We start from the raw sequence: 20,470 nt of genomic DNA, 5'->3' as shown, positions 1-20,470 counted from the left end.
ATGAACCAGCTTCCCCAGCCTGCGCCCGAGCCGGAACCGGTTCCGGCTCCGCGCGACATTCCCTATCCTGGGACGATCGTGCTGCATGTGGACGCATCGGATGTGGAGCGCCGTATTCTTCGCGTGCGCCAGACGGTGCCGGTCTCGGGACTTGAGCGAATGACGCTGCTCTTCCCGAAGTGGATACCAGGATACCACGCTCCCCAGGCGCCTATAGAGCTCTTTGCCGGCCTGACCTTGTCGGGGGGTGGCGAAGATATCCCATGGAAGCGCCATCCCACGGAAGTTCACGCCTTCTCCTTCCAAGTGCCCGCTGGCCTGGATTCGATCGAGGCCACATTCCAGTTCCTCTCGCCGACTGCCCCCAGCCAGGGGCGAGTCACTATGGGGCGCGAGTTGCTGAGCCTGCAGTGGAATACGGTGCTGCTATACCCGGCGGGCTATTTCGCCAGGCAGATCCAGGTCGAGGCCAGCATAATCCTGCCGCCCGGCTGGATGCATGGCTGCGCGCTGGCGGCCACTTCCGCCGGGGATTGCATCCGTTTCGAGACGGTCGCGCTCGATGTGCTGGTGGATTCGCCGCTAATGGCCGGCCGCCACTTCCGGCGGATCTCGCTCGATGACCGCGGCGAGGTGGGGCTGACGATGGTGGCCGACAGCGCGGAGTTGCTGGCGGCGACGCCCGGCCAGATCGATCCGCACCGCGCGCTCATCGTGGAGGCCGACGCGCTTTTCGGAAGCCGCCACTTCGATCGCTATGAGATACTGCTCGCGCTGACCGACGAAATCGGCAGCATCGGAGTGGAGCACCACCGCTCATGCGAGGCCGTGACGATCCCGGGCTATTTCCGCGATTGGGAAGACAGTTTTTCGAAGCGCGACACGATCCCGCACGAATATGTGCATAGCTGGAACGGCAAGCACCGGCGCGGCGCGGATTCCTGGACACCGAGCTTCGAGCGGCCGATCCGCAACAGCTTGATGTGGGTGTATGAAGGGCAGACCCAATATTGGGATCGTGTCCTTTGCGCTCGGTCGGGCCTATGGACGCGCGAGCAGGCGCTCGGTGCGCTGGCGCTGACTGCGGCCACGCATGAAGTGCGTGCCGGAAGCCGCTGGCGGCCGATGAGCGACACCACGCGTGATCCGATCATCGCGGCGCGAAGCCCCCTCCCCTGGGCGAGCTGGCAGCGCAGCGAGGACTATTATTCGGAAGGCGCGCTCGTCTGGCTGGATGTCGATACCCGCATCCGGGAATTGACCGGCGACAAGGCTTCGCTCGACGATTTCGCGCATGCGTTTTTCGGGGGTCATGGCAGCGGTAGCGCAGTGACGGTGACCTATGTGTTCGAAGACGTGGTGGCTGCGCTGACCCGGATCGCGGAATTCGACTGGGAGAGCTTCTTCCTGAGAAAGCTGGAAGGCAAGCATGAGGGTGCGCCGCTCGCGGGGCTGGAGCGGGGAGGGTATCGTCTCGTGTACCGCGACCGGCCATCCGCCTATCTGGCGAACTCCGAGGGAGTCGAGAGCAAGATCAATCTCCTGTTTTCGCTTGGGCTGATCGCCTCGAAGGCGGGGGGCATCGAGGAAGTGCTCTGGGAGGGGGCGGCTTTTCGCCAAGGCCTCACCGCGGGTTCGCAAATCGTTGAAGTGAATGACCGGCCATTCGATCCTGGGGCCCTGCGGAGGGCCGTAGCGGAAACCAGGGGTGCGGGCAGCATGACGCTGCTCGTGAAAAACGGGAAGCACGAGAAGCACGTGCGGATCGACGACTGTGACGGGCATCGCTATCCCGATCTGGAGCCGCTGACCGACCGGCCAAGGCGCTTGGACGACATCCTCGCGCCACGTCGAGGCGCATCGCTCAACTGAAGACCGCCTTGGGCATGTGCGTGATGCGGCAGGCCAGATCGGCTTCGCCCGAGGCGACGATATAATGGTCGCCGCCGTCCGCGATCCCGGTGGTGAACACCACATCGCGGATATACATCTGGTGTTCGAGCGGCCGGGTGAGCGCCGGATCGGCTTCGAGCAGTGGGACGTGACTCGTCGCCAGCACCTTGCTGGGATCGTCCCTGTCGAGGATCGACCAATAGGTGCGATAGATGCCCACGATCTCCTTGGGCTCGACGCCGTGCCACAAAGTCAGCCAGCCCTTATCGGTGAGGACCGGGGGCGCGCCGCCGCCCATCCGCGCGGTCGCTACCGTCCCGGCATGGGGGCGGATGCCGGGCTTGCGATAGGGCTTCCAAAAATGGCCATCGGGCGACAGCGCCAGATTGATCGAAGGCCCGGCGCGCCATTCGCTGCCCGGGGGATAAGCGAAGTAGAGGTCGCCAAGCGGCCGGGTCTGCGCCCAATAATGCCCATCGATCAGCCCCTCGAAGATCAGCATGTCCTTGTTCTGGTGATCGAGCACGATGTCTTCGAAGGTCCAGTCGAGCCCATTGGGCGAGCTGTAGAGCGTAGTCGAATGCCGCTCGGGGCTGACCGAGCAGGTCGTCATCAAGTAGCGTTCGCCGACCTTGCTGATCCGGGCATCCTCGACGCCATAGCATTGCAGGCTGTCCTGCGGCGCGACCGCGCGATCGTAGTGGATCGCGACGATTTCGAGCCCGTCGGGCGTAAGCTCGACCGGCAGCAGCCACGATAGCGAAGTGAGCGCCATGATCTTCCAGCCGCCGCCCCGCAGCTTGAATTTGCGCGGGTCGGCGGTGTCGGCATATTCGAGCGGCCAAGCATCTAGCACGTAGCGGCCCTTGTCCGTGCCGTCCGCCTCCCAGCGGATCGAATGGACATTGCCGTCATGGATGGGCTGGCGAAGCGCTTCGGCGACGCGGACCATCATCAGCAAATTGCCGTTGGCCAGCCGGGTCAGGCCGGGATTGAAGGCCCCCAGCACATAGGTCTCGGCATCCAAATGGCCAGCTAGGGGCGAGCGGCCAAGGTCTATGTCGTCCGGAACGAAGACGAGCCTGTCGACCGGGAAGCTCATTCGGGAGCCTGCGCGCGGGGATCGCCTGTCATCAATAGTTCCTCAAAGGCTGTGCGGCCCTAAGTCCCGGGCTTGACAGAAGTTGCGAGACCGTCGCTCCGTCCACCCCGCGATTGGCACCCCACGGCTTGGGAACGGGCCGGGCCGGGAAGGGTTGGGCTAGTAGAGGAGGAGAGCGTCATGACCGACAAGCAGCCGATGCAGGCCGATGGCGAGGGCGCGGCGGGGGCCGACGCCAACCAAACCGACAGCGAAGGTCCCGCGCCGGGCAAGGATGCGGCCGGTGAGAGCGGAGGTGGGGCCTATCCGAACCCGCACAGCGGCAAGGAACCGGATGGTTTCGAAGGCGGGCAGAGCGAGCGAGGCTATACTGGCCCGGCCAACCCGAACGCCCCTACGCGCTAAGGGGCGCGGCGCCAAGTTCGCGCTTATCGCACCGGCGCGGCGGCCCCCACATGTGCCGCGAACTCGTCGAGCGCTTCTCGAAGCGGGGGGAGCAGCGAACCCCTGGCTGACGCGAGCGGCGCGCTGGCCGGGCGGGCGGCTCGCTCACCGGGCAAGGATGCGACAGCTCGAGCCAGGCCGGCATCAAGCCCGCACCGCTCGGCGACTGCTTCTGCAAAGCCGTGCCAGCTAAGCGCCGTCTCATTGGTGAGATGCCAGATTCCGGTGGCGCCATCAATCAGCAGGTCGAGCACTGCGTTGCACAGGTGCGGCACATAGGTCGGTGAGACGATATGGGCGTCCGACGCCTCGAATGCCGAGGATGCGGAGGCCGCGGCGACGAACCTTGCTGCGAAATTGTGGGGATCGAACGGGGAAAAGAATGCGGCGGTGCGGATGATGAGGTGCTCCCCGGGCAGGGCCGCGATCCGGTTCTCCGCGTCGGCCTTTGAGCGGCCATAGGCATTCAAGGGCGCGACCGGGTCGAGCTCCGTGTACGGAGCGCCCTTGGCCCCGTCGAACACGAGATCGCTCGAAAACTGCACGGTTGGGATGCCCCGCGCCGCACACGCATCCGCCAGCCTGGCCGCAGCTTCGCTGTTTGCGGCCATGCACGCATCTTCGGCGTCCTCCGCATCGTCCACACGGACCCATCCCGCGGCGTTGATCACGGCCCATGGGCGATGCCGATCGAGCGCCGCTGCAACGCTTGCCGAGGAGTCCAGGTCTAGCTCGCTGCGCGAGGTCAGGACGAAGGCCAGCTCGCGATGCCTGCATGCGCGGGCCACGGCCTGGCCGAGCGTCCCGGTCGCTCCGCAGATCAGGATCGGCGCGACGGGAAACGCGGTGGCCCGATTGGGGGCGGTGACCATGTCCTTCATCCGGGCGGCTCGCTGAGTCGGGCGATGCACGAAGCGCACGGGGCGCCGCCACCATCCGCCGCCGCCGAGCACTGGATGGTCGCAATCACCGCGAGCGAGCTTGGGCAGCAATGCACCCAGACCGGTCAGGCGCGGGACCTCACCCCGCACATCGAAGGCGCCGGCCTCATACCGTCCCGGCGAAGTAAGCAGCTTATCCCAGCCGTCATTGCCCAGCAGGGCCCAACTCGTGACTGCCTCCACTTCCATGCCCCCCGCCCGCAATTCGCTGGCGGCATGCCAGGCATCGGCCATCCACCGCATCTGCTCCTCGCGTGTGCAGCCATTATGCACTTCGGTCACGGCGAGCGGGATCCGATAGCGGGCCCATGCCTCTTCCAGCGCTCCCCTCAATCCGCTGGGGGCGGGGTCGAGCACTCGCACCGCAGGAACATCGGCATAGCGGGCCTCCTGGTCTCCGCCCGCCGCCCAGGCCGGATAGCGCTGCATCCGGTGATCGAGGAAGCGGTCGCTCGTCAGGTAATGGTTCACTCCGATGACGTCGGGAGGGCAGGGATCATCGGCGAAAGAGCGAAGCTGATCCCGGAAACCATGGCCGACAAGCCGTTCCCACATGGCATGTCCCGGCGTGACGCGCCCGCACAGCAGGTCCCAGCCCATCCAGCGCCGGCTATTGTTGAAAGCGGCCTGTTGCCGAAGCGGCACGGTCGCCCACGTGCGGCCGAGATCGTCGGTCTGGATCAGCCGCGCATCGGGACGAACGGTGCGGATGGCGCGCATTGAGAGGCGAACGCCTTCGACCTGATTGAGCAGCGCCAGCCAGAAGGATCGCTCGTCGCGGTGATGCGGATACCAGTGACCATAAAGTGCCGAGAACCGCGCGGTGGTCAGCGGTTCGTTGACCGGCGTCCAATCGCGCACCCAGTCATAGCGCTGCGCCGCCGCGAGCGCGAAGCGGGCAAGTCCGGTGGCGAAGCCTGGATCGAGCAAATCGGTATATTTCGGCCCGCTGCCGTGATGGACCAGTCCGGCGATCGGCCGGATGCCAAGCGCACGCAGCCGCTCCAGTCGCGCATCGGTCCAGCTCCAGTCCAAGATATCGGGGTGGTCCGGCGCGATGCGTTCCCACAAAACGGGGTATCGCAGCGCTGTGATTCCCAAGGCGGCGAAACGGTCCAGGTCCTCGGGGCGGTTTTCGTGACCGGTCTTGACCGTTTGATCGCCTACAGTGTCCAACACCCGGTTCACGGTACATTCGTGACCACCCCAAAGCTCTAATCCGTCTTGATCGAATACTGCCGTAAATAATTCCTTTTCACCAAATAGTCCGAGATTAACTTGGGATGTTAGCAAAAATTTCAGGTAAGGCTGACTAGATTAATGTAGGTCAATCCATAACCCACGTTAAGGCGGTGCTTCTTCGCGGAAAGGCCAATCGATGTGGGAACGAATTCTTTGAAGCATGAGTTTCATCCTCCGTGGCTTTTCTTTTCGAGCCGCCTCCTGAAAGGAAAACTGGATGATCGCTTCGGACGCTGGCTGGGTTTCGAAACTGCGGACAGGCCCCGCGCTGCCCGGTGCGACCGTGCTCTGTTTCAGCCACCTGCGTTGGGCGTTCGTGTTTCAGCGGCCCCAGCACCTGATGAGCCGCTTCGCCAGTGCCGGCCGCGTCATTTTCTGGGAGGAGCCGAATTACGGTGGCGAAGGCGCGCCGCGGCTCGATATCGACAGTGACGCGATGGAGGGCGTGGTGGTCGTCACGCCGCGGCTGCCCGAAGGATTGGCCCCCGATGCCGAACAGGCGATGCTCAAGCGGCTACTGGATGGGCTGATTGCCGGCGAGACCGGCGAGATAATCCGCTGGTATTATACGCCGATGATGCTCCCTTTTTCAGAGCATGTGGAAGCGCAGTGCGTCGTCTATGACTGCATGGACGAACTCGCCAACTTCAAGAACGCCCCGCCCGAGCTGATCCCGCTCGAGCGCCGTTTGCTCGCGAACGCCGATCTCGTGTTTACGGGCGGTTATAGCCTGTATGAAGCCAAGCGCGACCTGCATCCGAACATCCATCCGCTTCCTTCCAGCGTCGATGTCGCGCATTTCCTCGCTGCGCGCTCCGAGGGTGAGGAGCCGCGCGACCAGGCGGCCATCGCCGGTCCGCGCTTCGGCTTTTACGGCGTGGTGGACGAGAGGATGGATCTGGCGCTGCTTGCGCATCTTGCGGACGCACGGCCTAGCTGGTCGATCGTCGTTGTCGGCCCTGTGGTGAAGATCGACTCCGCCGACCTGCCGCGGCGCGCGAACCTCCATTATCTGGGCGGCAAGAGCTATGACGAGCTGCCGGCATATCTGCGCGGCTGGGACGTGGCGTTGATGCCCTTCGCGATCAACGAATCGACGCGCTTCATCAGCCCGACCAAGACCCCCGAATATCTCGCGGCAGGCCGCCCGGTCGTATCGACGCCGATCACCGACGTTATCCGTCACTATGGCAAGCTGGACGGGGTCCACATCGCCGACACTCCCGATGCGTTCGTCGCGGCATGCGATGCGGCGCTGGAATTGTCGCGCGACACCAGTTCCTGGCTTCCGGCGGTGGATGTCGCGCTCGGGCAGTTGTCGTGGGATCGCACCTTCGGCGAAATGTCGGAACTGATTGCGCTCAAGGTCGCGCGCGATGCCGAGGTTCATCCGATCGTCTCGCCCGATAGCTGGCCCGCTGAGCGCACCAAGCCGTATGATGTGATGGTCGTCGGCGCGGGCTTTGCCGGCGCGGTGATGGCCGAGCGGCTCGCTGCGGATGGCGGAAAGCGCGTGCTGGTGGTCGATCGCCGCCCGCATGTGGGCGGCAATGCGTATGACGTGCTCGATGAAGCCGGCGTGCTGATCCACCAATATGGCCCGCACATCTTCCACACCAATTCCGACGAGATCGTCGATTATCTGTCGCGCTTCACGGAGTGGCGGCCTTATGAGCACCGCGTGCTCGCCGATGTCGATGGCCAGCGCGTGCCGATGCCGATCAACCGCACGACGCTCAACATGCTCTACGGGCTCGACCTCCAGACCGACGAGGAAGCGGAAGCCTATCTGGCGAGCCGGGCGGAGCCCGTCGCGTCGATCCAGACCTCGGCAGACGTGGTGATTTCGAAGGTCGGGCGCGAGCTCTACGAGACTTTCTTCCGCGGTTATACGCGCAAGCAATGGGGCATGGATCCCAGCGAGCTCGACAAATCGGTGACTGCGCGGGTCCCGACCCGGACGAACACCGACGACCGCTATTTCGGCGACAGCTTCCAGGCGATGCCGGCGGAGGGCTATACGAGGATGTTCGAGCGGATGCTCGACCACCCGAATATCGATTTGCTCCTGGGCGTCGACTATCTCGACGTGCGCGCGGCCTATCCGCACGCGCATCTGGTCTTTACTGGGCCGATCGACGAATATTTCGACCATCGCTATGGCAAGCTGCCTTATCGCTCGCTCGAATTCCGCCACGAGACGCTCGACCAGGAATGGTATCAGCCCGTCGCGGTGGTGAACTTCCCGTCCGAAGCGGTGCCGCACACCCGGATCACGGAATACAAGCACCTGACCGGCCAGGTCCATCCGCGCACCAGCATCACGCACGAAATCCCGAGCGCGGAGGGCGATCCTTATTATCCGATTCCGCGCCCGGAAAACCAGGCATTGTTCAAGCGCTACGAGGCCTTGGCGCTTGGGCTCAGCGATGTCACGTTCGTCGGCCGGCTTGCCACCTATCGCTATTACAATATGGATCAGGTCGTCGGCCAGGCACTCGCGACGTATCGCCGCATGAAGGCGCCGCCCAAGTCGCCTGCCGTGCTGTCAACCGTGCCCGAAAACGTGCTGGAATCATCGCGGGCGGCATAGCGCCCCTCAGCCAGACCGTCCCCACAGGAGCCTGATCATGTTCATGCACAACAAGCGGCTGCAATATACCGTGCGCGTCGCCGAGCCGAACCCGCGGCTTGCCACGATGATGCTGGAGCAATTCGGCGGCGCCGATGGTGAACTCGCGGCCGCGATGCGCTATTTCACCCAGGGCCTGGGCGAGGACGATCCCGGCCGCAAGGATCTGCTGCTCGACATCGCCACCGAGGAGCTCAGCCACCTCGAAGTGATCGGTTCGATCGTCGCCATGCTCAACAAGGGGGTCAAGGCGCAACTGTCCGAAGGGCAGATGGAGGAAGCTGAACTCTACCAGATGATCGGATCGAGCGGAAACAGCGCGAAGCAGTCGTTGCTGTTCGGCGGCGGGCCGGCCCTCACCGATTCCGCCGGCATTCCCTGGACCGCCGCTTATGTCGATTCGCGCTCGGAGCCGACCGCCGATCTGCGGTCCAACATCGCTGCCGAAAGCCGCGCCAAGATCGTCTATGAGCGGCTGATCAACATCACCGACGATCCCGGGATCAAGGAAGCGCTCGGCTTTTTGATGACGCGCGAGATCGCACACCAGAAATCGTTCGAGAAGGCGCTCTACGCGATCGAGGACAATTTCCCTCCCGGCAAGCTGCCGGGCATCGCGCCTTTCGCGAACATGTACGTCAACACGTCGCAAGGCGAAGGCGACATGGACGGGCCGTGGAACTCCGGCCAGCAATGGGATCGCGTCGATGATCTCGCGGGCTCGATCCCGATGGACGGCGGAGCCGGCGTGCCGACGGTGGGCCTGGCCAAGGCTGATGTCGCGGCCCTGGGCCAGCTTGCCGCACGGACGATGTCCAACCCTGCCTCCGAGCCTACGACTGGGGCCGATCTGGGCGCCGGGCCGGGCGCCGGGCGGACCAGCAACGGCGACATGGGCGCAGCCGCGAACGTTACCGAGGCATCGGCGATGGCCGACGCAACGGCGGCCAAGACCGCGGCGAAGTCGAAGGTGAAGCCGAAAGGCAAGGGCAAGGCCAAATGATCCCCAGGGCGCTTCCCCCCCGAGCGCCATCGGCACCGGCTGAGCAATGATCGTGAATTCCGTCATTTTCGCCGGCTCCGTCGCCAGCCCTTTACCCGGGCTGGCGGCGCTTGTCGGCCCGGGCCTGTGACGGACTTGCGTCGATGAGCGCGACTGAGCGGAGCGGCGGCCAGGAAGCCGTGCTGTACCGGATGGCGCTGCCGGAACATGTTTGCCCTTTCGGCGTGAAGGCGAAGCAGCTTTTGATCGACCATGGATATGAAGTCGAAGACCATCTCTTGCGGTCGCGCGAAGCGGTTGAGGCCTTCAAGCAGGAGCATGGGGTGGATACCACCCCCCTCGTGTTCCTGGGCGGCGAGCGGATCGGCGGCAGCGACGCGCTCGAGAGGCACTTTCGTGCGGCTGAACCAAGCCTTTCCGCCCGCGATCCCCAATCAGGAGCATGACGATGCTGGCGATGGATTATCGCGGGCCCTATCGGGTTCGCCTCACCGAAAAGCCGATGCCCGAGATACTGCACCCCCAGGATGCGATCGTGCGCGTGACTCGATCCTGCATCTGCGGATCGGACCTCCATCTCTATCACGGGCTGGTGCCCGACACGCGCGTGGGCATGACTTTCGGCCATGAATTCTGCGGGATCATCGAACAGGTCGGGCCCGAGGTCGAAAATCTGAAGCCCGGCGATCATGTGCTGGTGCCGTTCAACATCGCCTGCGGGCAGTGCCATTTTTGCAAACAGGGGCTCTTCGGCAATTGCCATGAGTCGAACGCCCAGGCGACGGCGGTGGGCGCCATCTTCGGCTATTCGCATACGGCAGGTGGCTATGACGGCGGCCAGGCCGAATATGTGCGCGTGCCCTATGCAGATGTGGGGCCGACGATCATCCCAGACTGGATGGATCCCGACGATGCGGTGCTGCTGACGGACGTAGTGCCCACCGGATATCAGGCGGCGGAAATGGGGGGCATCCAGAAAGGCGACACGGTTGTCGTGTTCGGTGCGGGGCCGGTCGGGATCATGTCTGCGCGCTGCGCCTGGCTGTTTGGCGCGGGGCGCGTGATCGTGTTCGACATGCACGATTACCGGCTGGAGTTCGTCCGCAAATACGCGCCGGCGGAGGTCTATAACTTCAAGGAGATCGACGATGTGGTCGTCTTCATGAAGAAGACCACCGACGGCTTGGGCGCCGATGTAGTGATCGATGCGGTCGGCGGGGACGCCAAGGGCAATTTCTTCCAGACGGTGCTCGGTGTGAAGCTCAAGCTGGTGGCGGGCTCGGCGACCCCGCTGCACTGGGCAATCAACTCGGTGAAGAAGGGCGGCGTCGTCTCGATCGTCGGCGTCTATGGGCCGACCGGCAACATCGTGCCCATCGGCAATGTCGTGAACAAGGGGCTGACGATCCGGGCCAATCAGGCATCGGTAAAGCGGCTCTTGCCGCGACTGATCGAGCATGTCCGCGCGGGCCATATCGATCCCAAGGCGATGATCACGCACCGGATCCCCCTGGAGGACGTGGCGGACGCTTATCATATGTTCGCCGCCAAGCTGGATGGCTGCATCAAGCCGGTGCTGGTGCCCCATGGCGCATGATCAGGAGCGGACGATGAACCTGCCCGTGAAGACCCGGAGCCCGCATCTGGTGGACACCTCCACGATCCCCGGCTGGGGTGTCGATGCCGACCCTGAAAACGATCCGACCTATCCGATCAGGGATCAGTCGCAGGATCGCGGGCTGACGCGGAACTGGGACCGCCCGCTGGTGCAAAACCTGGACGTCGAGGTTCTCCAATCGGTCGAGCATGTCCGCCAGCCCGCGGTCGTCGGGACCTCGACTCCGCCCAGCGGCGTCAGCGGGCTGATGCGGCGCGCGGCGTTCCGGTGGAGTGAGTCCAACTGGCTGCACTGGCTGATCCTGATGGGCGCGGATCGCGTCAATGTAGTCGAGGGGGTGGTCGATGATCTGGCGCATGCCCGAATCCCAAACATCCCGGGCGAGATGGGTATCCGGTCCGAGCTGAAGTTCAACAAGCGCGGTTTCGCCAGGAAGGCCGCGGTTGTGGGGCTGGTCTCCGCGATTGCGGTCGGGCTGGCCGCTCGCCGGCGCGCCGCCAAGCCGGGCCGGATCGAAGGGCAACGCTAGTGCGTACTCATAATCCGGCGTACACACACTAAAATCGTCGCAACCTGTGTTAGCCGGCGCAACCTTGGCCAGCGCGACACATTCAGGCAGCATGGCCCGGTATTTCTTCCATCTTTACAATGACGAAGTCACGCTCGACGAGGAAGGTTCCGAGCTTCCGGACGACAGCGCGGCGATCGAATGGGCGAAGCGGGAAGTTCGTTTCGAGGCGAGCGAATCTATCAAGCGCCATGCGCACCTCGTCCGCAGCCATCATATCGTCGTGGAAGACCAGACGCGACGGGAAGTCGGCACGGTTGGATTCGGCGACGTCATCAGCGTGCGGGACTGAGCCATGCCCACTATCTTCTATGTCCTGATCGCCCTCGTGCTGGTGCTGATGATCATCGGAGGCATCGCCGCCGCGCGCCGCCGGGCAGCGGCGGAGGCTGTGCAGCAGGGGCCGCTGCAGCCGCCACCGCCCGAGGACCGGCCGGATCTTTGAGCGCCGCCAGGCTCAACAGATTTTCTGCACGAGCGGCTCGATCCGCAGCGTGACGACATCCACCCCAGGTCCGCGCGTCGCGGCGAACAGGATGGCTTCGGCGACTTCGACGGGGGGCAGCATCCTATAGGCTTGGACCTCGCGTTCGCGCTCATCGGCCGAATAGGGCTGCATCGCCGATCCGATCGCACCCGGTTCGATCAGCGTGAGGCGGATGCTCTCGGGAATCAGTTCCTTGCGCAGCGTCTCGGCGAAGGAGGCGACGCCGCCCTTCGAGGCATTGTAAACGCTTTCGCCTACTGCCTTGATGTGTACGCTGATCGAGCCGACCAGGATGATCATGCCGTCCTTCACGCCCGCCGCCTTGATGCGATCGATCGCGCCCTTGGTGCATGCGACATAGCTGACGAGATTGCTCTCGATCACATAGCGCCAGTCCGTATCGTCCATTTCCATAAGGGGGCCCGAGCCTACGCCCGCGCAAGCGACGAGGATATCCAGCCCGCCGAGCCAGCTATCGACTCGCTCGAACATCCGTTCGAGTCCTCGGGCGCCGGAGAGATCGGCGGTGACAGCCTCGATAGCGCCGGTCGAGCCGAGGCTCTCGACAACGCTGCGCAATTCCAGCTCGCCGCGATCGGCGATCAGCACGCGCGCGCCGTTCGCCACCATCCGCTCGGCGACCGCACGGCCGACGCCGCCCGCGCCACCGGTGATCAATACGCGTTTTCCGGCGAGATTGGACATGGCCGCTCCTTTGTCTTTTTATCAATGCGTGAAGAGGAATGCAGGTCCCGGAACGGTCACCTCGGCGCATTGCGACGGCACGCCATTCGCCTCGACCTTAAAGATCGTGACGCTGTTTCCTTCCTCATTGGCGACGAGCATGCGGCCCTGGCCCTCCAGCAACAGGAAGAAGCGCGGAGACGCGCCGCCGGAAGGCGTGTGGCTTAGCAAGGACGGGCTTCCGGTCTGGTCCAGCGCGAAGGTGGCGATGCTATCGTGCCCGCGGTTCGTGACGTAAAGACGTTTGCCCGCCGCGTTGATGCCGATATGGCCGCCCAGGCTCTCCCCGTCGAACTCCGGAGGCAGCGTGGATACCGACCGCACCGGCGAGAGAGCGCCGTCCGCCGCATCCAGGACCGTCAGTGTGCTCGCCAATTCGCTGATCAAATAGGCAAGCGGGAGATGCGGGTGGAAGATCAAGTGGCGTGGGCCCGAACCGGCGGGCGCGGCAAACGCTACTTCGGGATCGCGCGCCAACCCTCGCAGAGAGTCCAACGCGAAGGCCAGCACTTGATCGGTGCCCAGGTCGGCCTGGTAGAGCCACTGCCCGTCCGGGCTGAACGCGGCGCAATGGGCGTGCGGTCCTTCCTGCCGGTCCGTGACTGGGCCATGGCCCTTGTTCGTGCGGATTAGCGACTCGCCGGGCAGCCCCGTTTCCCCATCGAGCGGGAACAGGGCCAAGCTGCCGGAGCCGTAATTGGCGATCGCAAGCCACGCCTCGCCGGGGCTCAATGCTACATAGCAGGGGTGGGCACCCCGCGTCGGCAAACGCGCCAGCGCCTCCCAGCCTGTCTTTTGCCGGCGGAGGACGCGGAGCATGCCCTGATCGCGCTCATCGACAAGGTAATGGAGATCGAAGCGCGGCGAATAAGCCCCGAAAGAGGCATTCGGCGCGGCCTCATACGCCTCCCCAACAAGCCAGTGATCAGGCATCTGGTGATACAGTGCGTATAGCCCCGCGCCCCCGGCTTCGGAGTAAGTGCCGACATGGACCAGCGCGGATTGCTCCGCCATCAGATCGATATCGCCACGAAGGTTGCGCCGGTCTCTTCCTTCGCCGCCGCGGCTTCGAAGGCTTCGTTGATCTGGCCCAGGCCGAAACGGTGGGTAATCAGCTTGCTGGCGTTGATCTTGCCCTTCGAAAGCAATTCGAGCGCCATTCCCTGTTCGGCGTCGAGCCCGTGGAACGAGAAGCTGGCGCTGGGGATCAGCTGGATTTCGGACATCTGGATGCGCTGCCACTCCAGGCCGATATCGATGACGCCCTTGTCGAAGCCGCCGACGATCACGACCTTGCCGCCGCGCCGCGCCATCCCTGTGGCCTGGGGCAAGGTTGTCGGCATGTTCTCGCCGCCGCAACATTCGAAGGCTATATCGACGCCGCGCCCGCCGGTGAACGCCTTGGCCGCGGCCACGGAATCCTCGCGGTGGCTGTTGAGCACCACATCGGCGCCGAGCTCCAGCGCGAGTTCGAGTGCGCTATCCACAACGTCGGTGATCAGCACGTCGGCGCCGCTCGCCTTGGCGAGCATCAGCTGGCCCAGGCCGATCGGACCTGCGCCGATGATCGCAACCTTGTCGTTGATCGACAGCCCGGATTTATGCTGGGCATGCAGGCATACCGAAAAAGTGTCGATCAGCGCCGCTTCCTCGAAGCTGACATGATCGGGCAATTTGTAGAATTTCCTGGCCGGCCCGGTGACGAATTCGCCATAAGCGCGCGACACGCATTTGGTGCGCACTTCATACAGGTTCGGGCAGAGATTATATTGCTGAACGCGGCACCATTCGCACTCGCCGTCTCCCATCACGCTCTCGATCACGACGCGGTCGCCCGGCGCGACGTTCGCGACCGCCGCGCCAACCTCGACGACTTCGCCAGCTAGCTCGTGCCCGGTGATGTGATGCTCCAGATCCGGTTCGTGCTTGCCCCAGTGCCGGACATCGGTGCCGCAAATCCCCGCGACGCGGACGCGCGCCAAGACCCAATCGGCATTCGGGATCTGCGGCTGGGGGACCTGGGTGATTTCGAACCTGCCCTCGGCCGTCTTCAACGCCGCTTTCATCAGCATTTCGATGCGACCCTCCTGTCAGCTAGTCTTCTGGATCAGCGGCTCGATGCGCAGGTTGACCACGTCGCTCGCGGCGGAACGGGTGAGCACGAACAGGATCGCCTCGGCGATTTCTTCGGCATGGAGCATCTTCTGCTCTTCCACTGCCTCGCGCTTCTCGTCCGCGGTGCATTCCTGCATGTCGGTATCGACCGATCCGGGCTGGACCACGCTCACCTTGATGTTCTTGTCGGCGATTTCCTTGCGCAGCGTCTCGGCAAAGGCCTGGATGCCCGCCTTGGTCGCGGCATAGACGCTCTCCCCCTCAGCCTTGATCTCGGTGCTGATCGACCCGACGAACAGCAGGTGTCCGCCGCCACTGCGTTCCATGCGCTTGATCGATGCGCGGGCGCAGGCGAGCGTGCCGATCAGATTGGTCTCGATGACATAGCGCCATCCATCATCGTCCATCTCGTGGATGGGATCGGCGCCCAGCGCCGCGCAGGTCACCAGCATGTCGATGCCGCCCAGCTTGTGGTCCACTTCGTCGAAGACCCGCGCAATGCCTTCGCGGGTGGCGACGTCGGTCGTCACGCCGATCGCACCCTTTGCATAATCGAGCGCGGTATCCAGCGCCTCCCGGTCACGCCCGAAAGTGAGCACCCGTGCGCCTTCTTCTACGAGCAGTTTGATCGTCTCGCGCCCGATGCCGGTGGTGCCGCCGCTTACGAGGATGCGCTTGCCGCGCAATTCGGTTCGGTTAGGCATGGTCATTCCCAGCTCAGCACGACGCGGCCGCTGGCGGGCACGCGGAAATCGATTCGGTCGTCGGAGGTGGCGGACGCGCGCAACACGTCGCCATCGGTGGTGGTGACGCGCGGCTTGGTAAGCTTGCGGCGTTTCAGGCGGACCAGGCTAAGCCCCGCGCTGCAGGTCTCGCCGCCGTCGAAGGTGATCGTCAGCGCGCGATCGCCGGTGCGCTCCATCGCCCGCACGAAGTGATCGCAGTAAAGCCGGAACGGAGCGCCTTCGACATGATGAAAAGCCCGCGTCGCGAAGATGAAGGCCGCGCCTGCGCCATATACTTCCTGCCCGACCTGGCCCGCCTGCTGGCCATCCGGATAGAGATCCTCCACCGGAAAGGAGAGCTTGCGGTCGATGTGCCCGTTGGTCTCGCGCTGTTCGGGGGAAAGCGCCTCGGGGGGCAGCGTATCGGGATAATAATACCAGGCGCGATCGAGCGCATATTTGCAATATTCGGAAATGAGCATTCGAGCCGCCGGCTCCAGGTCCGGCCCGCTATCGTTCATATAGCGCTCGAACGCCGTAAAGGAATCGAAGCATTCGTAGATCGCCATATAAGGCGCATCCTGAAGGCAAGTGACCCCCAGGAAATTCCTGTAATGTGCCGCAAGCTCGATCTCGCTCTCCCAGATTTCGCAATTGTGGAAGAAGCTGCCGAGATAGACGTAGCTCTGGTCGAGATAGACCTTCTCGTTGGTGATCCGCCACAGCCGCATGCACGCCGCCGCACCCCAGGCAGTCAGGTTGGCCTGATAGTTGATGTCGAAACGCAGCCCCATCGCTGCGTCGATCGCCGCGCGCGCCTCATCGAGGAAGCGCTTGTCGCCGGTCAACTCGAACGCCTGGAGCATCACCCAGGCATAAATCCCGCCGACATCGGTCTGGCCTCGGCCGTCTGCTCCCGCAGTTTCGGTGATGACCGAAAAGTCGGTGACCTTGTACTGGATCGGCCATTTATACTCGAAATGGCGCGCGGCCTTGATGCCGTAATCGACGGACTTGAGCAGCAGTTCGCGAGCCTGCTTGTCACCGTCGAGCGCGAGCAGCCCCAGATTGAGCATCGGATGGTAAAGATACCAGCTATCGACTGCGTCCGCGTCCTTGTCTTCGCCGACATTCGGCAGATAGCGGCGCAGCGTCTTAAGCTTGGGGTCGTAGAATTTCTCCAGGCCCGCCTTGAATTCGGCTTCGAGCGGATGCGGCTGGCCCAGCCATTTGCCCCAGTCATGGATCGCCGCGATCAGCGACATCTGTACCATGATGTCCGGATATTCGGCGTTGGTGTAGGGGTGGACATAGCGATGGCCGTAATGCTCGATCGTCGCTTCGGGCGCTTTATCGAGATCGCGCAGCGTCCATTCCGACCGCCGCACCCAGTCGCGATACTCGGTGCGCGGCAGCTCGATGAGCTTATAGGCCACGCCGAGCATCTGGAGGAACTGCCGCGCCGATTCACGTTCGTCCGGGCGCGCGTCATGACGAAAGACCAGGATAGCGTCGGATAGCGTGACTTCGACCCCAGCCTGAAGCGCGCCGGTCTCCGGCGTGCCGGTTTGCTCGGGCGTCGGCAGCAGATGCCCGAGCTCGGGCCACGTGCCGCCCACCGCCTCCTCAGGCTTGGTCTGGGTCGCCCGATAATAATCGTTCATCGCGGTCAAGTTCTGGAAATAAAGCACATTGCCGAAGCTCGGCTCGTCGAGGCGGAAATAAAGGATCCCGGCGTTCAGCCCGCGTTGGGCCGCCTCGATCGTGCCCTTGGCCGCAAGCGGATCGTCATTGGCGTCGAGCGGATACAGGTCGCGCGGCATGAACGGGATGAGCATCGGAGCGCGCGGCGTGAAACGGACGGTCATCCGCAAATGCTCGAGCGCCTCGCCGCCCACCTGGAAAACTACCACATGTTCACCAAGCGCACTCGAAACCCCCAGGCGGGCGGCCTCGCCTGGTTTCGGCTTGAGCTTGGTGCATTCGAACTGGCCGGCGAGATAGACCGCGCGCAAGGCAAGTCCGCCTTCACCATCGCGCCGGATCAGCGCCCAGAGCGAGTCCGCTCCCGCGCGCACCTCCACGCGTAAGTCCCCAGTCTGGAAAGTGGCAATCGCCTTGCCCGCGCCGTCCTGGAGCGCCTGGCGCAACGTCAGGACATAGGGACTGACGCCGGCAAGTTCGCGATTCAGTGCTAATGTTTCCATCCGGCTCCCTCCGGGGGTGGCGATATCGAAGCGCAAACAGGCCTAAGGCGAGTGAGGTTCCCGACGCGAGGAGCTGGATTCACCTAGGTTATGATGAATTCGGGAAGATTGAGGGAGGGCCTTCGCGGTGCCAGACGGCCCACGGCCGCGCCCCGGGGCTGCGTAGGGCCGAGGCCCGCCCAACCTGAATAATCGAGATGCTGGTGCTGCCGGTGAGGATTGAACTCACGACCTCAGCCTTACCAAGGTGCTTTTTACTTGCGCCATACTATCCATTCCTACGATTTCTGCCATTTTCACTTGACGTAACTTGCCTTCAATACGACAATCCGACCCATAGTTTTCATCCGTTAGCTTCCGTGGCGCTTCCAGTTTCCCGGGCCGCGGAGCAAGGCTGAGGTCGCAGACGATGACGGAAGCACGTGTACGCTTAACCAAGCGCCTAGTGGACAAGCTTGGGCCGGACGGCAGGGATCGCGTCGTCTGGGACCTCGATGTCCATGGTTTTGGCCTACGAATCTCCCCCGGCGGGGCGCTCACATATGTCCTCCAGTACCGCTTCGAAGGCAGGCAGCGCAGGTTCAAGATCGGTTCGCACGGATCGCCCTGGACGCCCGAAGCGGCTCGGCAGGAAGCTCAAGTACTCCTAGGTAAAATAATCGCCGGAGCCGATCCGCAGCAGGAAAAGATAGAAGAACGCAAGCAACTTGCCGTTGCAGAACTTTGCGACCTGTATCTCGCGGAAGCACTTTTTGCAGCGAAACCGACATCAATCAAGGCGGCCACCAACAATATCGAGAACCACATCAAGCCGCTTATCGGCATGCGCAGGGCGTCGAAAATTTTGCGTTCGGATGTCGAGCAGATGCTGCGCGACATTGCTGCTGGCAAAACTGCCGCGAAGAGGAAGACCGGGCATCGTGGCCTCTCGCGTGTACGCGGCGGCAAGGGAGCCGCGAACCAGGCAGTAACGACGCTGAGCGCGGTACTGGGCTTTGGGGTCGAGAGGGGTATCAGGCTCGCCAATCCAGCGATCGGTGCACGCAAGTTTCCGGCGAGGAAGCTGGAGCGCTTCCTGTCTCCCGCCGAGCTCGCTCGGCTCGGGGAAACCCTCTCTGCGGCGGCGTCGCTTGGCGTCGAGAGTCCGTACGCGATCGCGGCGCTTCGCTTGCTCGTGCTCACCGGGTGCCGGAAGAGCGAGATCCTCACACTCAAGCGGGTCCATATCGACACGTTTCACCGGTGCCTGCGTCTTCCCGACAGCAAGACTGGCGCGAAGGTCGTGCACCTAGGCGCCCCGGCGATCCGCGTCATCGCGACGATTCCGGAAGTGGTCGGCAATCCCTATCTGCTGCCCGGCAAGAAGGAAGGCACCCATGTTACCGACCTGCAGGCATGCTGGGTACGTATCCGCAAGGCGGCAGGGCTGGAGGACGTTCGCATTCACGACCTGAGGCACAGCTTCGCCTCGATCGGGGCCTCGACCGGCGACAGCATGCTGATTATCGGCGCACTCCTCGGGCACCGCAGCGCCAAGACCACCGAGCGCTACACTCACCTTTCGGATCATCCGCTCAAGTCGGCAGCGGAACGCATCTCGGATGCAATCGCGAGGCACCTTGGCGAGACGTTGGCACTGCCTGCCGCCAATGACACCATGGAAGCCGATCCCTTCGAAACCTTCTGGGCCGCCGAGCCGGAAGCGGAGGCTCCTCCCTCCGATCCGGTGCTCGGCGCGATCATTCGCACCGAGTGGCTCGACACACGAGCGGCCGCCACAAGGCTGGGGTTCACGGTCGGCACGATGCAGACCTATCGCTGGATGGGCACCGGGCCGGCATTTCGAAAGGTCGGGCGGCGGGTGGTATATTCGACGCAGGCGCTCAACGCCTGGCAGGCCGCGCAGAGCGGCGGTCAGGAGCCATCCTCGAAGGCCGCGTGATCCGCCAAGAACCCTGAGTGGCACTACGAGCGGCTTGCAAAATCTACCTCTAAGGTGTATTTGACGATGGCGATCAAGCGGCGTGCGCATCACGATCTGGCGATGGTCCGGGCAAAGTTTGCCCGGCCCGATGACCTGGAGATCACGCGCAGCGCCGTCGAGAGTGCCCGGGCCTTGGGGTACGGGTTGGAGGACGTGGTTGAGGCGGTACAGGCACTGGAGCCCGGCGATTTCATCAAGTCGGAGACGGCGCACAGTCCGCCCAAATCCAAAGTGTGGCACGATACCTACAATATGCCGTGGGATGATCGGTGGCTGTATCTGAAGTTCGCGGGCGAGACATTGATCGATGTCCGCCTCACATCGTTCAAAGAGGTTGGCAGTGACTGAGACGCGCGTTCACCCCGAGACCGGCAAGACGCTTCGCCGTGGCGTTCGCGCGCAGACGGTCACGTTCGGGTCGCTAAGTCGATCGGTCGAGGTGCCCGGCTGGTATCCGGACGATGACAGCGACTCCATCCATAGCGGTGCAGAGTTGGCCGAGTCCGATCGCGTGTTCAGCGAACTGAAGGCGGAATATGGTGCGCACGTGCGCAAGGTGCGCAAGCAGCTGAGGCTGACTCAAAAAGAGGCCGGCCGCGTTATCGGTGGCGGCCCCAGTGCTTTCCAGAAATATGAAAGCGGCGCGACGCCGCCTAGCGAAGCGGCAATCGGTCTGATCGAGATACTGCGCCGACATCCCGAGGAGGTGGAGTTCCTCAAGTCGATCCGGGCGGGCGCCTAGTTGTCCACGGGGTAATCTGCGTC

General features: G+C 63.6%; 19 protein-coding genes. 12 read left to right on the top strand and 7 right to left on the bottom strand.

What is annotated here, in order from left to right; all coding sequences use genetic code 11:
- Window positions 1-1,872: a peptidase M61 gene (locus VF617_RS00590; protein ID WP_331012909.1), complete on the top strand. Its 1,872-nt coding sequence runs from the start codon at window positions 1-3 to the stop codon at window positions 1,870-1,872.
- On the opposite strand, the gene VF617_RS00585 is transcribed toward VF617_RS00590, so the two are convergent.
- Entirely contained in the window at window positions 1,865-2,995 is a 1,131-nt protein-coding gene (locus VF617_RS00585) for a glycosidase (protein WP_331012908.1), read from the bottom strand. The genes VF617_RS00590 and VF617_RS00585 overlap by 8 nt on opposite strands.
- A 180-nt stretch (window positions 2,996-3,175) precedes the next feature.
- Here VF617_RS00585 and VF617_RS00580 point away from each other — a divergent pair, with 180 nt between their 5' ends.
- Window positions 3,176-3,400, top strand: coding sequence for a hypothetical protein (locus VF617_RS00580; protein WP_331012907.1), 225 nt, complete (start codon window positions 3,176-3,178; stop codon window positions 3,398-3,400).
- Window positions 3,401-3,423: 23 nt separating this feature from the next.
- On the opposite strand, the gene VF617_RS00575 is transcribed toward VF617_RS00580, so the two are convergent.
- A complete protein-coding gene (locus VF617_RS00575; RefSeq protein ID WP_331012906.1) occupies window positions 3,424-5,568 on the bottom strand; it encodes a sugar nucleotide-binding protein in 2,145 nt (714 codons plus the stop codon).
- Window positions 5,569-5,839: 271 nt separating this feature from the next.
- Here VF617_RS00575 and glf point away from each other — a divergent pair, with 271 nt between their 5' ends.
- From glf to VF617_RS00540, 7 genes are all read left to right on the top strand, one after another.
- Window positions 5,840-8,215 (top strand): UDP-galactopyranose mutase, encoded by a 2,376-nt coding sequence (gene glf / locus VF617_RS00570; RefSeq protein WP_331012905.1) that lies wholly within the window; start codon window positions 5,840-5,842, stop codon window positions 8,213-8,215.
- A gap of 37 nt (window positions 8,216-8,252) precedes the next feature.
- Entirely contained in the window at window positions 8,253-9,257 is a 1,005-nt protein-coding gene (locus VF617_RS00565) for a manganese catalase family protein (protein WP_331012904.1), read from the top strand.
- Between the two features lie 143 nt (window positions 9,258-9,400).
- Window positions 9,401-9,703 (top strand): glutaredoxin domain-containing protein, encoded by a 303-nt coding sequence (locus tag VF617_RS00560; protein WP_331012903.1) that lies wholly within the window; start codon window positions 9,401-9,403, stop codon window positions 9,701-9,703.
- A gap of 2 nt (window positions 9,704-9,705) precedes the next feature.
- Complete coding sequence (locus tag VF617_RS00555; RefSeq protein WP_331012902.1) at window positions 9,706-10,854, top strand: zinc-dependent alcohol dehydrogenase; 1,149 nt, start codon at window positions 9,706-9,708, stop codon at window positions 10,852-10,854.
- Window positions 10,855-10,867: 13 nt separating this feature from the next.
- Complete coding sequence (locus VF617_RS00550) at window positions 10,868-11,404, top strand: hypothetical protein (protein WP_331012901.1); 537 nt, start codon at window positions 10,868-10,870, stop codon at window positions 11,402-11,404.
- 91 nt (window positions 11,405-11,495) lie between these two features.
- A complete protein-coding gene (locus VF617_RS00545; protein WP_331012900.1) occupies window positions 11,496-11,735 on the top strand; it encodes a DUF6894 family protein in 240 nt (79 codons plus the stop codon).
- A gap of 3 nt (window positions 11,736-11,738) precedes the next feature.
- Window positions 11,739-11,888: a hypothetical protein gene (locus VF617_RS00540; protein WP_331012899.1), complete on the top strand. Its 150-nt coding sequence runs from the start codon at window positions 11,739-11,741 to the stop codon at window positions 11,886-11,888.
- A 12-nt stretch (window positions 11,889-11,900) separates the two neighbouring features.
- Here VF617_RS00540 and VF617_RS00535 read toward each other — a convergent pair whose 3' ends face one another.
- The 5 genes from VF617_RS00535 to VF617_RS00515 are packed head-to-tail and all read right to left on the bottom strand — an operon-like array spanning window position 11,901 to window position 17,721.
- On the bottom strand, window positions 11,901-12,635 hold the full coding sequence (locus VF617_RS00535; protein ID WP_331012898.1) for an SDR family oxidoreductase: 735 nt from the start codon (window positions 12,633-12,635) through the stop codon (window positions 11,901-11,903).
- Between the two features lie 21 nt (window positions 12,636-12,656).
- On the bottom strand, window positions 12,657-13,688 hold the full coding sequence (locus VF617_RS00530) for a lactonase family protein (RefSeq protein WP_331012897.1): 1,032 nt from the start codon (window positions 13,686-13,688) through the stop codon (window positions 12,657-12,659).
- Window positions 13,688-14,746 carry a zinc-dependent alcohol dehydrogenase gene (locus VF617_RS00525; RefSeq protein ID WP_331012896.1) on the bottom strand — a complete coding sequence of 353 codons (1,059 nt, stop codon included), beginning with the start codon at window positions 14,744-14,746 and terminating at the stop codon, window positions 13,688-13,690. Before VF617_RS00525 ends, VF617_RS00530 begins: the two co-directional genes overlap by 1 nt.
- An 18-nt stretch (window positions 14,747-14,764) precedes the next feature.
- Window positions 14,765-15,493: an SDR family oxidoreductase gene (locus VF617_RS00520; RefSeq protein WP_331012895.1), complete on the bottom strand. Its 729-nt coding sequence runs from the start codon at window positions 15,491-15,493 to the stop codon at window positions 14,765-14,767.
- 2 nt (window positions 15,494-15,495) lie between these two features.
- Window positions 15,496-17,721: a hypothetical protein gene (locus tag VF617_RS00515; RefSeq protein WP_331012894.1), complete on the bottom strand. Its 2,226-nt coding sequence runs from the start codon at window positions 17,719-17,721 to the stop codon at window positions 15,496-15,498.
- Between the two features lie 409 nt (window positions 17,722-18,130).
- Between VF617_RS00515 and VF617_RS00510 the strand changes: the two genes are divergently transcribed.
- From VF617_RS00510 to VF617_RS00500, 3 genes are all read left to right on the top strand, one after another.
- Window positions 18,131-19,663, top strand: coding sequence for a tyrosine-type recombinase/integrase (locus VF617_RS00510; protein WP_331012893.1), 1,533 nt, complete (start codon window positions 18,131-18,133; stop codon window positions 19,661-19,663).
- Window positions 19,664-19,729: 66 nt separating this feature from the next.
- Window positions 19,730-20,053, top strand: a complete 324-nt coding sequence (locus tag VF617_RS00505; RefSeq protein WP_331012892.1) for a type II toxin-antitoxin system MqsR family toxin — start codon at window positions 19,730-19,732, stop codon at window positions 20,051-20,053.
- Window positions 20,046-20,447, top strand: a complete 402-nt coding sequence (locus tag VF617_RS00500) for a type II TA system antitoxin MqsA family protein (RefSeq protein WP_331012891.1) — start codon at window positions 20,046-20,048, stop codon at window positions 20,445-20,447. Before VF617_RS00505 ends, VF617_RS00500 begins: the two co-directional genes overlap by 8 nt.
- Window positions 20,448-20,470 lie beyond the last annotated feature (23 nt).

This window comes from Sphingomonas sp., from assembly GCF_036388215.1.
In the GTDB taxonomy this organism is placed as follows: domain Bacteria; phylum Pseudomonadota; class Alphaproteobacteria; order Sphingomonadales; family Sphingomonadaceae; genus Sphingomonas.
The sequence above is the reverse complement of the archived record's forward strand: the minus strand, read 5'-3'. Positions and strand labels throughout refer to the sequence as shown.